This is a genomic window from Kitasatospora sp. NPDC059795 (assembly GCF_042732175.1).
In the GTDB taxonomy this organism is placed as follows: domain Bacteria; phylum Actinomycetota; class Actinomycetes; order Streptomycetales; family Streptomycetaceae; genus Kitasatospora.
Genome location: NZ_JBHWID010000008.1, coordinates 206,943 through 219,733, shown reverse-complemented (window position 1 = coordinate 219,733; position 12,791 = coordinate 206,943). Strand labels below are relative to the sequence as shown.

General features: G+C 72.8%; 12 protein-coding genes. 7 read left to right on the top strand and 5 right to left on the bottom strand.

Annotated features, from left to right (window positions below; all coding sequences use genetic code 11):
- Positions 1–3: 3 nt before the first annotated feature.
- The 5 genes from ACFV4P_RS18645 (at position 4) to ACFV4P_RS18625 (ending at position 3,176) form a co-directional block, all read left to right on the top strand.
- Complete coding sequence (locus ACFV4P_RS18645; RefSeq protein WP_380472374.1) at positions 4–435, top strand: VOC family protein; 432 nt, start codon at positions 4–6, stop codon at positions 433–435.
- Between the two features lie 35 nt (positions 436–470).
- Positions 471–1,031 (top strand): DinB family protein, encoded by a 561-nt coding sequence (locus ACFV4P_RS18640; protein WP_380472372.1) that lies wholly within the window; start codon positions 471–473, stop codon positions 1,029–1,031.
- An 86-nt stretch (positions 1,032–1,117) separates the two neighbouring features.
- Positions 1,118–1,192, top strand: coding sequence for a putative leader peptide (locus ACFV4P_RS18635; protein ID WP_354644872.1), 75 nt, complete (start codon positions 1,118–1,120; stop codon positions 1,190–1,192).
- Between the two features lie 119 nt (positions 1,193–1,311).
- Positions 1,312–2,328 (top strand): isopenicillin N synthase family dioxygenase, encoded by a 1,017-nt coding sequence (locus ACFV4P_RS18630; RefSeq protein WP_380472370.1) that lies wholly within the window; start codon positions 1,312–1,314, stop codon positions 2,326–2,328.
- 104 nt (positions 2,329–2,432) lie between these two features.
- The gene (locus ACFV4P_RS18625; protein WP_380472368.1) at positions 2,433–3,176 is read left to right on the top strand and encodes a MerR family transcriptional regulator; all 744 of its coding nucleotides are present in this window, start codon (positions 2,433–2,435) and stop codon (positions 3,174–3,176) included.
- 38 nt (positions 3,177–3,214) lie between these two features.
- Here ACFV4P_RS18625 and ACFV4P_RS18620 read toward each other — a convergent pair whose 3' ends face one another.
- The 4 genes from ACFV4P_RS18620 to ACFV4P_RS18605 are packed head-to-tail and all read right to left on the bottom strand — an operon-like array spanning position 3,215 to position 8,961.
- Complete coding sequence (locus ACFV4P_RS18620; RefSeq protein ID WP_380472366.1) at positions 3,215–5,380, bottom strand: 3-hydroxyacyl-CoA dehydrogenase NAD-binding domain-containing protein; 2,166 nt, start codon at positions 5,378–5,380, stop codon at positions 3,215–3,217.
- A 40-nt stretch (positions 5,381–5,420) separates the two neighbouring features.
- On the bottom strand, positions 5,421–6,635 hold the full coding sequence (locus tag ACFV4P_RS18615; protein ID WP_073813317.1) for an acetyl-CoA C-acetyltransferase: 1,215 nt from the start codon (positions 6,633–6,635) through the stop codon (positions 5,421–5,423).
- A 27-nt stretch (positions 6,636–6,662) separates the two neighbouring features.
- Entirely contained in the window at positions 6,663–7,805 is a 1,143-nt protein-coding gene (locus tag ACFV4P_RS18610) for an acyl-CoA dehydrogenase family protein (protein ID WP_380472364.1), read from the bottom strand.
- 13 nt (positions 7,806–7,818) lie between these two features.
- Complete coding sequence (locus ACFV4P_RS18605; protein ID WP_380472362.1) at positions 7,819–8,961, bottom strand: CaiB/BaiF CoA transferase family protein; 1,143 nt, start codon at positions 8,959–8,961, stop codon at positions 7,819–7,821.
- A 137-nt stretch (positions 8,962–9,098) separates the two neighbouring features.
- Between ACFV4P_RS18605 and ACFV4P_RS18600 the strand changes: the two genes are divergently transcribed.
- Positions 9,099–9,791 carry a GNAT family N-acetyltransferase gene (locus ACFV4P_RS18600; protein ID WP_380472360.1) on the top strand — a complete coding sequence of 231 codons (693 nt, stop codon included), beginning with the start codon at positions 9,099–9,101 and terminating at the stop codon, positions 9,789–9,791.
- A 45-nt stretch (positions 9,792–9,836) separates the two neighbouring features.
- Here ACFV4P_RS18600 and ACFV4P_RS18595 read toward each other — a convergent pair whose 3' ends face one another.
- Complete coding sequence (locus ACFV4P_RS18595; RefSeq protein WP_380472358.1) at positions 9,837–11,039, bottom strand: PucR family transcriptional regulator; 1,203 nt, start codon at positions 11,037–11,039, stop codon at positions 9,837–9,839.
- A 135-nt stretch (positions 11,040–11,174) separates the two neighbouring features.
- Between ACFV4P_RS18595 and ACFV4P_RS18590 the strand changes: the two genes are divergently transcribed.
- Positions 11,175–12,665 carry a flavin-containing monooxygenase gene (locus tag ACFV4P_RS18590; protein WP_380472356.1) on the top strand — a complete coding sequence of 497 codons (1,491 nt, stop codon included), beginning with the start codon at positions 11,175–11,177 and terminating at the stop codon, positions 12,663–12,665.
- The last annotated feature ends 126 nt before the right edge of the window (positions 12,666–12,791 follow it).

The following is a 12,791-nucleotide window of genomic DNA, read 5'->3' as shown; positions in this document are numbered from 1 at the left end:
GAGATGACCGGGGCCGCTGGCGTTACCCCGCCGCCGCAGGTGTGGCCGACGTTGCGGGCGCGGGACGCCCGGGCGTTGATCGCGTTCCTGGTCGAGGCGTTCGGGTTCGAGGCGACGTCCATGTACACGGACGGGGACCGGGTGCTGCACGCGGAGTTGGCGTGGCCGCCCGGCGGCGGGATCATGCTCGGCTCGGCGAAGGAGCCCTCGGCGGAGGCCGGGGGCGACCCGTGGCCGCTCAAGCCGGGCACGTTCGGCGCGTACGTGGTGACGGACGACCCGGACGGGCTGTTCCGGCGGGCGGTCGGGGCCGGGGCGCAGGTGACGACGGAGCTGCACGACACCGACTACGGTTCGCGGGACTTCACGGTGCGCGACCCGGAGGGCAACCGCTGGTCGTTCGGCACCTACCGGGGCGAGCCCCGCAAGCACTGATCGCACTGTCGGAGGGGACTGACAGGCTGTCGGCCATGACGACCGAGCCGACGCCCCCTCCGCAGCACCTCTCCCCCGCCTGGACGGATGCGGAGAGCCGCACCACCCCGCCGCTGGTCGGCGACGAGCGTGAACTCCTCACCGCCTTCCTGGACTTCCACCGCGAGACCTTCGCACTGAAGTGCGCGGGCGTCCCGGCGGAGCGGCTGTCCGAGCTCGCGGTGCCGCCCTCGGGGCTGAGCCTGCACGGGCTGGTGCGGCACCTGGCGGGGGTCGAGCAGTGGTGGCTGGAGATCCAGTTCGCCGGCGACGAGAGCCGGCCGCTCCAGTTCTACTCCGACGACGACCCGGACCAGGACTTCGAACGCCTGGACGGCGACTTCGCCGAGGACCTCGCCGTCTGGCGCGCCCAGGTCGAGACCTCCCGCCGGATCGCCGCCGAGGCCCCCTCCCTCGACGCCACCGGCATCCAGAAGTCCACCGGCCAGCCGGTCTCCCTGCGCCGCATCCTCCTGGGCATGCTCGCCGAGTACGCCCGCCACAACGGCCACGCCGACCTGCTCCGCGAACGCATCGACGGCACGACCGGCTACTGAGGCGGGCGCCGAGGAACAGAACGACCGGTTGACCGGATCCTGTCATTTTTCGGGGTCCGGTCGGGCGGGGGTTGTAGCCTGGCAGGGTGCTTCTTCTTGTCAGCCGTCGCCACGTGGACCTGCTCCGCGTCACGAGCATGTCCTGTCGACGCTCCGGCTGATCGCCCTTCCACCCTCACCAGCCCCTCGCGGTCCACCCGACCGCCCGGGCACCCGCCACCCCGGCACGTCCGGCGCGACCCGCCGTGACGGCCGGGCCTTTCCCCGTGGACGCGCACCCATGACGATGCAGCACCCGACCGCCCTCCCCGTCATCGACCTCTCGCTCGCCGACGGCACCCCCGCCGAGCGCGCCCGGCTCCACCGCGAGCTGCGGGACGCCGCCACCGGAGTCGGTTTCTTCCAGCTCGTCGGCCACGGCGTGACCGCCGCCGAGACCGCCGACCTCACCTCCGCGATGCGCGCCTTCTTCGCGCTCCCCGAGGCCGACCGACTGTCCGTCAGCAACCTCAACTCCCCGCACTTCCGCGGCTACACGCGCACCGGTGACGAACGCACCGGCGGCAGCCGGGACTGGCGCGACCAGCTCGACATCGGCCCCGAACTGCCGCCGCACGCGCCCGCGCCCGGCGAGCCCGCGTACTGGTGGCTGGAGGGACCCAACCAGTGGCCCGCCGCGCTCCCGGAGCTGCGCACCGCGTCCCTGCACTGGATCGACCGCCTCGACGAGGTCGCCCGCCGGCTGCTGCACGAACTCCTCGCCTCGATCGGCGCCCGTCCGGACTTCTACGACGACGCCTTCGCCCCGCACCCCCACCTGCACCTGAAGCTGGTCCGCTACCCGGGCACCGCCCCCGACGGCGCCGAACAGGGCGTCGGCACCCACAAGGACTACGGCTTCATCACCCTGCTCCTGCAGGACACCGTCGGCGGCCTCCAGGTCGAACGCCCCGACGGCACCTTCCTCGACGTCCCCCCGCTGGACGGCGCCTTCGTCGTCAACCTCGGCGAACTCCTCGAAGTCGCCACCGACGGCTACCTCAAGGCCACCAGCCACCGCGTCCTTTCCCCCTCGGGCGCCCGCGAACGCCACTCCGTCCCGTTCTTCTACAACCCCCGCCTCGACGCCCACATCACCCCGCTCGACTTCCCGCACGCCCACCACGCACCCGGCATCACCCAGGACCCTTCGAATCCTCTGTACGCAGACTTCGGCGAAAACGAATTGAAGGGATACGGGCGCGCTCATCCTGAAGTGACCCGCCGCTACCACGCCGAACTGCTCCCCCAGGGCTGATCGGGGCACCGGCCCGCACGCCCGGCGGGGGCCATGGACCGCCGGGCGAGACCGGTGTCACACTGCTGGTGTCACAGTGGTGCTGGTGTGAGGGCTGGGGTGCGATGGGTGGCGCGGAGCTGCGGTTCACGGTGGACGAGCTGGCTGCGCGGGCCGGGGTGACGGTCAGGACGTTGCGGTTCTACGGGGCGAAGGGGCTGCTGCCGCCGCCGGAGCTGGGGCCGCGGCGGGTGGGGCTGTACGGGGCCGAGCACCTGGAGCGGCTGGAGTTGATCGAGGAGTTGCAGCGGCAGGGGCTGACGCTGGCCGCGATCGATCGGTATCTGACGCAACTGCCGTCGGACATCGGCGAGTTGGACTTGGCGATCCACCGGGCGCTGGTCGCCTCGTGGACGCCGGAGTCGGCGGAGGAGGCCACCCGGGCGCAGTTGGAGCGGCGGACCGGGCGGGCGCTGTCGGACGCGGACCTGGACGGCCTGGCGGCGATGGGGGCGCTGCACCGCACCGAGGATCCGGACGTGTTCAAGGTGGAGCCGGGGCTGCTGCCCCTGGGCGTGCGGGTGTTGGACGTGCCGATCCCGTTGGAGACGCTGGTGGCGGCGCGGGCGGTGGTGCGGCTGCACAGCCAGGCGACGGCGCACGATCTGCACCGGCTGTTCCGGGACACCGTGTGGCGTCCGTACCGGGAGAGCGACCCGGGGCCGGAGGAGTTGGAGCGGATGCGGGAGTTGACCGACCGGATCCAGCCGATGGTGGTGCAGGCGCTGGTGACGGCGTTCCAGCGTTCGCTGGCGGAGGAGCTGGCCCGCCCGGCGGAGCGGGCGGGCCAGTTGGAGCAGGGCCAGTAGGAGCAGGGCCAGTAGGAGCAGGGTCAGTAGGAGCAGGGTCAGTCGCGGTAGCGGCCGCCGTTCTCGGCGAGGGCGACCAGCGACGCCGGCGGGGTGAAGCGCTCGCCGTACGCGGCGGCGAGTTCCCGGGCGCGGGCGACGAAGCCGGCCGGCCCGCCCGGGTAGCCGTTGACGTACTGCAGGACGCCGCCGGTCCAGGCGGGGAAGCCGATGCCGAGGATGGAGCCGATGTTGGCGTCGGCGACCGAGGTCAGCACGTTCTCGTCCAGGCAGCGGATCGAGTCGAGGGTCTCGGAGAAGAGCATCCGCTCCTTCATGTCCTCGAACGGGATCTCCGCGCCGGGCCGGACGAAGTGTTCGCGCAGGCCGGGCCAGAGCCGGGTGCGCTTCCCGTCGGCGTACTCGTAGAAGCCGGCACCGCCGCTGCGGCCGGGGCGCTGGAACTCGTCGAGCATCCGGTCCATGACGATCTCGCCGGGGTGCTCGGTCCAGGTGCCGCCGGCCTCCTCGACGGCGCGGCGCGACTCGTTGCGGATCTTGCGCGGCAGGGTGAGGGTGAGTTCGTCCAGCAGCGACAGCACCTTCGCGGGGTAGCCGGCCTGCGCGGCGGCCTGTTCGACGGAGGACGGGTCGAGGCCCTCGCCGATCATCGCGACGCCCTCGTTGAGGAACTGGCCGATGACGCGGGAGGTGAAGAAGCCGCGGGAGTCGTTGACCACGATGGGGGTCTTGCGGATCTGCCGGACCAGGTCGAAGGCGTGCGCGAGCGCCTGGTCGCCGGTCTCCGGGCCGCGGATGATCTCGACCAGCGGCATCTTGTCGACCGGCGAGAAGAAGTGCAGGCCGACGAAGTCGGCGGGCCGCTCGACGCCCTCGGCGAGCAGGCCGATGGGCAGGGTGGAGGTGTTGGAGCAGAGCAGCGCGTCGGGGGCGACCACGTGCTGGATCTCCTGGAACACCTTGTGCTTGAGCTCGGGGTTCTCGAAGACCGCCTCGATGACGGTGTCGCAGCCGGCCAGCGCGGCCGGGTCCGCGGTGGGGGTGATCCGGGCGAGGAACTCGTCGCGCTCCTCGGCGGACAGCCGCCCGCGGCTCACCTGCTTGTCCAACAGGCCCGCCGAGTAGGCCTTTCCGCGTTCGGCGGCCTCCAGCGTGACGTCCTTCAGCAGCACCTCCAGGCCGGCCTGCGCGCACGAGTACGCGATGCCCGCGCCCATCATGCCGGCGCCCAGCACGGCGACCTTCGACGCCTTCCGGGCGGGCACCGCATCCGGGCGGGAGGCACCGGAGTTGACGGCCTGCATGTCGAAGAAGAAGGCCTGGATCATGTTCTTGGAGGTCGCGCCGCAGGCCAGCTCGGTGAAGTACCGGGCCTCGATGACGAACGCGGTGTCCACGTCGACCTGCGAGCTCTCCACGGCCGCCGCCAGGATGTTGCGCGGCGCCGGGTAGGGCGCGCCGTTCAGCTGCTTGCGCAGGTTGGCGGGGAAGGCGGGCAGGTTGGCGGCGAGCGCGGGGGTGGCGGGGGTGCCGCCGGGGATCTTGTAGCCCTTGGCGTCCCAGGGCTGCGCGCTGACCGGGTTGGCGGCGATGAACGCGCGGGCCTGCGCGAGCATCTCCTCGGCGGTGGAGGCGAGTTCGTGCACCAGGCCGTTCTGCAGGGCCTGCGCGGGACGGTACTGGCGGCCCTGCAGCAGGACCTTCAGCAGGGCGTCGGCGATGCCGAGCATCCGCACGGTGCGGACCACGCCGCCGCCGCCGGGCAGCAGGCCGAGGGTGACCTCGGGCAGGCCGATCTTGCTGCCGGGGGCGTCCAGCGCGATCCGGTGGTGGCAGGCGAGGGCGATCTCCAGGCCGCCGCCGAGCGCGGCGCCGTTGATCGCGGCGACCACCGGCTTGCCGAGGGTCTCCAGCCTGCGCAGCGCGCGCTTGATCCGCATCGAGTTGGCGAACACCTGCTCGGCGTCGTCCGGCCCGACCGAGGACAGCAGCTTGAGGTCGCCGCCGGCGAAGAAGGTCTTCTTCGCGGAGGTGACGATGACGCCGGTCAACTCCGCGGTGGCGGCGAGCCGTTCGACGGTGGCGTCGAGGGCGTCGGTGAACGCGGCGTTCATGGTGTTGGCGGACTGCGCGGGGTCGTCGAGGACGAGGGTGACCACGCCGTCCTGGTCCTGCTCCCAGCGGATGGGGCTCACGTCGGTCATTGTGTCGAGTCCTTGTTCGGATACGTGAGTGGACGGGTGGTCAGATGCGCTCGATGACGGTGGCGATGCCCATGCCGCCGCCCACGCACAGGGTGGCCAGGCCGTAGCGCAGGTCGCGGCGCTCCAGCTCGTCGATCAGGGTGCCGATCAGCATCGCGCCGGTCGCGCCGAGCGGGTGGCCGAGCGCGATCGCGCCGCCGTTGACGTTCACCTGGTCGTGCCGGAAGCCGAGTTCGCGCATGAAGCGGAGCGCGACGGCGGCGAACGCCTCGTTGATCTCGACCAGGTCGATGTCGGCGGCGGTCAGGCCGGCCTTGGCGAGGGCCTTGCGGGTGGCGGGGGCGGGGCCGGTGAGCATGATGGTCGGCTCGGAGCCGGAGACCGCGGCGGAGACGATCCGGGCGCGCGGGGTGAGGCCGTAGCGCTCGCCGACCTCCTTCGAGCCGATCGCGACCAGCGCCGCGCCGTCCACGATGCCGGAGGAGTTGCCGGCGTGGTGGACGTGGTCGATGGACTCCACCCAGTGGTACTTCTGCAGCGCGACGGCGTCGAAGCCGCCGAGGTCGCCGATGTCCGCGAACGAGGGCTTCAGCGAGGCCAGCGTGTCCACGGTGGTGCCGGGGCGGATGAACTCGTCGCGGCCGAGCACCACCAGGCCGTTGCGGTCGCGCACCGGCACGACCGAGCGGTCGAACAGGCCGTCGGCCTGCGCCTTCGCGGCACGGGCCTGCGACTCGACGGCGAACGCGTCCACGTCGGTGCGGGACAGGCCCTCGATGGTGGCGATCAGGTCGGCGCCGATGCCCTGCGGGATGAAGCTCGTCTCGTAGGCGGTCATCGGGTCGGCGAACCAGGCGCCGCCGTCGGAGCCCATCCGGACCCGGGACATCGACTCCACGCCGCCGGCCAGGATCAGGTCCTCCCAGCCCGAACGGACCTTCGCCGCAGCCAGGTTGACGGCTTCCAGGCCGGACGCGCAGAAGCGGTTCTCCTGCACGCCGGCGACGGTGTCGGGCAGCCCGGCGGCGATCGCCGCGACCCGGGCGATGTCGGAGCCCTGGTCGCCGATCGGGCTGACCACGCCGAGCACGATGTCGTCGATCGCGGCCGGGTCCAGGGTCGGGAACCGCCGCCGCAGTTCGTGGATCAGGCCGACCACCAGGTCGATCGGCTTGGTGCCGTGCAGGGAGCCGGTCTGCTTGCCGCGGCCGCGCGGGGTGCGGATCGCGTCGTAGACGTACGCTTCGGTCGTCACGGTGTCAGTGCCTTTCAGACGTGTCGGTCAGCCGAGCAGGGAGCGGCCGACGATCTCTTTCATGATCTCGGTGGTGCCGCCGTAGATGGTCTGGACGCGCCCGTCGGTGAACGCCCGGGCGACCGCGCTGTCGCTCATGTAGCCGGAGCCGCCGTGCAGTTGCAGGCAGCGGTCGGCGGTCCGCTTCTGCAGCTCGGTGGCCCACCATTTGGCCATCGAGGCGTCCGCCGGCGTCAGGTTGTACCGGTTGTGCTCCAGCACGCACCGGTCCACGAAGGCCCGGGTGACGGCGCACTCGGTGGCCAGCTCGGCGATCTCGAACCGGACGTGCTGGAGCTTGGCCAGCGGGCGGCCGAACGCGGTGCGCTGCTTCACGTACCCGATGGTCTCCTCCACCAGGAACTCGGCGCCGGCGATCGCCGCGACCGCGATCGCCAGCCGCTCCTGCGCGAGGTTGCGCATCAGGTACAGGAAGCCCTGGTTCTCCTCGCCGAGCAGGTTGGCCTTCGGCACCCGCACGTCCTGGAAGAACAGCTCGGCGGTGTCCTGCGCCTTCTGGCCGATCTTGTCGAGGTTGCGGCCGCGCTCGAAGCCCGGCATGCCGCGCTCCACCACCAGCAGGCTCAGGCCGTGCGCGCCGCCCTCGGGGGTGGTCTTCGCCACCACCACCACGAGGTCCGCCAGGATGCCGTTGGAGATGAACGTCTTCGCGCCGTTCAGCACGTAGTGGTCGCCCGCGTCGACCGCCGTGGTGCGGATCGCCTGCAGGTCGGAGCCGGTGTCGGGCTCGGTCATCGCGATCGCACTGATCAGCTCGCCCGAGCAGAAGCCCGGCAGCCAGCGCCGCTTCTGCTCCTCGGTGCCCAGCCCGGTCAGGTACGGGCCGATGATGTCGTTGTGCAGGCCGATCGCCAGGCCGCTCGCGCCGACCCGGGTGAACTCCTCGGCCAGCACCGAGGCGAACCGGAAGTCCTGGCTGCCCCCGCCGCCGTACTGCTCGTCCACCGCGAGGCCCAGCAGCCCGGCCCGTCCGGCGGCCGTCCAGGCGTCACGGTCGACGATGCCCTGCTGCTCCCAGCGGGCGTGGTGCGGGATGACCTCCTTGGCGAGGAAGGCCCGGACGCTCTCCCGGAAGTCCTCGTGTTCCTCGGTGTAGAGCTCGCGCTGCACGGGGTTCTCGCCTTCAGGAGGATGTCGGGTCGAGTGCGGGGACGGCCCAGTCGCGGGCGACCTCGGCGGTGTGCTCGCCCGGACGGGCGGGCGAGGTGCGCAGCGCGGCCGGGGTGGCGGAGAACCGCGGGGCGACGCCGGGCTGCACGGTGCCGTGCTGCTCGGTGTAGCTGCCGCGGGCCGCCAGGTGCGGGTGCGCGGCGGCCTGACGCATCGTCAGAACCGGTGCAACACAGGCGTCGTGGGCCTCGAACCGGTCGGTCCACTCGGCCTGGGTGCGGGTGGCGAAACGCTGTGCGATCCGCTCGCGCAGCTCGGGCCAGCGGGGCAGGTCGTACTGGGCGGGGGCGTCGTCGCCGAGTTCCAGCAGGCGGGTGAACTCGGCGTAGAACTGCGGCTCCAGCGGGCCGACGGCCATCCACTGCCCGTCGGCGGTGGCGAAGGTTCCGTACCAGGGCGCGCCGCCGTCCAGCAGGTTGACGCCGCGCCGGTCCTGCCAGAGGCCCGCGTCGAGCAGGCCCCACAGCATGGTGGACAGGTGCGCGGCGCCGTCCACGATCGCGGCGTCGACGACCTGGCCGGCGCCGGTGGACCGGGCGTGGTGCAGGGCGGCCAGCAGGCCGACCACCAGGTACAGCGAGCCGCCCGCGTAGTCGCCCAGCAGGTTGGCGGGGATCGCCGGGGGGCCGCCGGCGTCGCCGACCAGGCCGAGGACGCCGGAGGTGGCGAGGTAGGTGATGTCGTGGCCCGCGCGGTCGGCCAGCGGGCCGGACTGGCCCCAGCCGGTCATCCGGCCGTACACCAGCGCCGGGTTGCGGGCCAGGCACTGGTCCGGGCCGACGCCCAGCCGCTCGGCGACGCCCGGACGGTAGCCCTCGATCAACAGGTCGGCGCGGGCGGCGAGTTCGAGCACCAGGCCGGCGCCATCCGGGGACTTCAGGTCCACGACCACCGAGCGCTTGTTGCGGTTGGTGAGGTCCTGCTCCGGGGCCGGCCCGAGCGCCTGCCCGCCCGGGCGGTCCACCCGCACCACGTCCGCCCCCAGGTCGGCGAGCAGCATCGCGGCGAACGGGCCGGGTCCGATGCCCGCCAGCTCCAGGACCCGGACGCCCGCGAGCGGCCCGGCGGCCTTGACGGGGGGTGTTGCGGGGGTCATCGGCGGCTGCCTCCCAGGTTTGACAGTAAAGCTGTCACAGTGGCGATGATAGGGATGCGACTCGCCGGTAACAAGAGTCCGCCGCGCAGTCTGTACGACCATGGAAGGGCGTCCGACCGACCGGAGGGAAACCCGCCATGCCCGACCGCGACACCGCCGTCCTCGACGACCCCGTCGCCGCCGCCCTGTGCGGCCCGCACGCCCACCTCGCCCGCCGCCACGGCCGGGCCGCCAGCTACCACCCCGACATCGCGAGCATCTCCACCCTCACGGCCAACCGCGACGCCGGCGTCTGGGACGACCTGGCGGAACTCCTCGGCGCCGACGCCTTCGCCCTCCTCTTCCACTGCCCCGCCCTGCCGCCCTCCCACTGGGTGTCCGAATTCACCATGGGCGGCTACCAGTTGATCCACACCGGCCCGCGCCCCCCGCGTCCCCGTCGCGCGGCGGACCTCGTCGAACTCGGCCCCGCGGACGTCCCCGAGATGCTCGCCCTCGTCGAACGCACCCGCCCCGGCCCCTTCCACGCCCGCACCATCGAACTCGGCACCTACCTCGGCGTCCGCGAGAACGGCGCCCTCGTGGCCATGGCCGGCGAGAGGCTCAAGCCGCCGGGCTGGACCGAGATCAGCGCCGTCTGCACCGCCCCCGAAGCCCGCGGCCGCGGCCACGCCGCGACGCTCATCACCACCCTCGTCCACCACATCACCGCCCGCGGCGAGCACCCCTTCCTCCACGTCGCCGCCGACAACCCCGCGCTCGGGCTGTACCGGCGCCTCGGCTTCGAGATCCGCACCGAAGTCACCTTCCGGGGGTTCCGGACGCCGTGAGACGTGAACTGCGCGACAAGCGCACGTCACGTCCTGGTTGTGCTCCTACCGCTGCCAGTGGCGGATTTCGAGTGCCGCCGCCACTTCGAGCGGGTTCTCGGCGAGGGGGCGCGGGAGCAGCGTCTCCGCGTGGGCGAGGCGGCGAAGGAGCGTGTTGCGGTGGGTGAAGAGGCGCGCCGCCGCTCGCGTCGCGTTGCACTGTTCGGCGAGGTAGGCGCGGACCGCTTCGGCCGGCGGGCCGTCGAGCGGGCCGAGGACGCGGCGGACGAAGCGGTCGGCGACGTCGAGGTCCTGGGTGAGGAGGGCGACGAGTTCGACGTCCTCGTGCGAGGCGAGGCGTTGGACGGAGGCGAGGCGGGCGAGCATGCGCTGGGTGGTGAGCGCGTCGAGGTGGCTGCGGCGGAAGCCGTTGACGCCGGTGGCGGTGGGGCCGAGGGCGATGCGGACGGCGGGGAGCCGGTCGAGGCCCGCGCGCAGGGCGGAGGTCGAGGGGCGGGCGGCGGTCCAGACCCAGCGCGAGGCCGCGCTCGCGGTGACGTCGAGGACCGGTGGGCGGCCCGCGGAGGACGCCAACAGGTCGGCGGCGCGGTCGAGTTGGGCGAAGTCCTGGTCGAGGTCGTCCACCCACAGGACCGCGGCGGTGTGCGTCCCGGTGAGCGGGTAGCCGAGCCGGGCCTCCGCCCGGGCGCGGGTGATCGGGGCGCCGTCGAGCAGGAGTGTGACGGCGTGCAGCCGGTCCGCGTGGTGGGAGCCGGTGAGTGCGGCGCGTTCGGCGCGCAGCAGGGCGGACATCTCGCCGACGCAGGCGTCGACGAAGGCGGAGATGGAGCGCAGGGAGACGTCCAGGAGCTCGCGGATCTCGTCCGGGTCGGTGGTGAGCGAGCAGGCGATCCGGGTCCAGAGGCGGACGGCGACGCTCTCGCCGGCCCGGTAGGAGTCGAGGGCGGGTTCGTCCAGGCCGCGGCGGACGATGTCGCGGGCGATGAGGCGCTGTTCCTCGCCGTCGGGTGCGGCGGGGACGGGCGCGCCGGGGGCGGTGACGTTGGCGGCGGCCCAGCGCAGCAGGTTGGCCCGGTTGACGCGGCGCAGTCCGGCCGAGAGGACGGGGTCGTCGGCGATCAGCCGCCGGGTCTCGCCGGCGAGGGTCGCGGCGTCGAGTTCGGCCAGCCACTCGGCGGGCGGGTTGAGTGCGGTCTCGGCGCCCTGGCGGATCAGCCGGAGGATCCGGGGCGGGGGCAGCGGCGGCATGTCCGTCACGGTAGTGGTGCACTGTGCACCGGGGAAGGGGCAGTACGGTGCAGGTTGAACCTGGGCAACCGGCGTGCCCGGTGGGGACGATGACTGGGTTCCGCCCACCAGTCCTGCCACTTCCGGGAGCCGCCCGTGTCCACCGCCACCGCCGCGCAGCACGAGCGGACCGCCGCGCCCGTCGAGCACCTGGACGTGCTGATCGTCGGCGCCGGGATCTCCGGGATCGGCGCGGGCCGGTACCTGACCACGGAGTCGCCGGGCAGGTCGTTCGCGATCCTGGAGGCCCGGGGCGAGCTCGGCGGCACCTGGGACCTGTTCCGCTACCCGGGCATCCGGTCCGACTCGGACCTGCACACCTTCGGGTACGCGTTCAAGCCGTGGCGGGAGAAGGAATCGATCGCCGACGCCCCGCAGATCCTCTCCTACCTGCGCGAAACCGTCCGGGAGAACGGTTTGCAGGACCGGATCCGCTACCACCACCGGATCCGGGAGGCGTCCTGGTCGACGGCGGATGCCCGCTGGACGGTCCGGGTGGAGCGCGCAGACACCGGCGAGCAGCTGACACTGACCTGCGGCTGGCTGTTCTGCGCGACGGGCTACTACCGCTACGACCAGGGCTTCACCCCGGAGTTCCCGGGCCTGGAGCGCTACACCGGCACGGTCGTCCATCCGCAGCACTGGCCGGAGGACCTCGACTGGGCGGGCAGGCGCGTGCTGGTGATCGGCAGCGGCGCGACCGCCGTCACGCTGGTGCCCGCGCTGGCGAAGCGGGCCCGGCGGGTGACGATGCTCCAGCGGACGCCGACGTACATCATGCCGGTGCCGCGCCGCGACCACGTCGCCAACCTGCTGCGGCGGGTGCTCGGCGAGGAGCGCGGCTACGCGCTGGCCCGGCGCAAGAACATCGCCCAGCAGTACGCGATCTGGTCGTTCTGCCAGCGCCGCCCGAAGGCCGCGCGGCGGATCATCCGCTGGGTCAACGCCCGCCGACTGCCCAAGGGCTACCCGGTGGACGAGCACTTCTCCCCGCCGTACGACCCGTGGGACCAGCGGCTGTGCGCCGTCCCCGACGGCGACCTGTTCAAGGCGATCAAGGCCGGCCGGGCCGACGTGGTGACCGACCGGATCCGCACCTTCACCGAGAACGGCGTGCTGCTGGAGTCCGGGCGGGAGCTGGAGGCCGACCTCGTGGTCACCGCGACCGGGCTGAACGTGCAGGCGTTCGGCGGCATCCCGATGAGCGTGGACGGCGAGCCCGTGCGGCTCGCCGAGACCGTCGCGTTCAAGGGCATGATGCTCTCCGGCGTGCCCAACTTCGCGTACGCGATCGGCTACACCAACTCGTCCTGGACGCTGAAGATCGGCCTGCTGTGCGAGCACTTCTGCCGCCTGCTGGCCCACATGGAGCGGCAGGGGCACCAGGTCTGCCGGCCCGAGATCGCCGACCCGGCGATGGCCACCCGGCCGTTCCTGGACTTCGCGGCCGGCTACATCCGGCGCGCCGTGGACGGGCTGCCCCGGCAGGGCGACCGGGGGCCGTGGCGGACGTCCAGCAGCTACCGCGACGACGAGCGGACGCTCGGCGCGGGCCGCGTCGCCGACCCCGAGCTGCACTTCTCCTGACCCCGCCCGTCCCGTCCCGCGCATCCCGTCCCGCCCGCGCCGCCGCCCCTTGCCCCGCGGCGGGAGCGGGCGGAGGCTGGGAGGAAGGCGCACCGGCCGCCCGACGCCGGTGCGCACGGGAAGGTG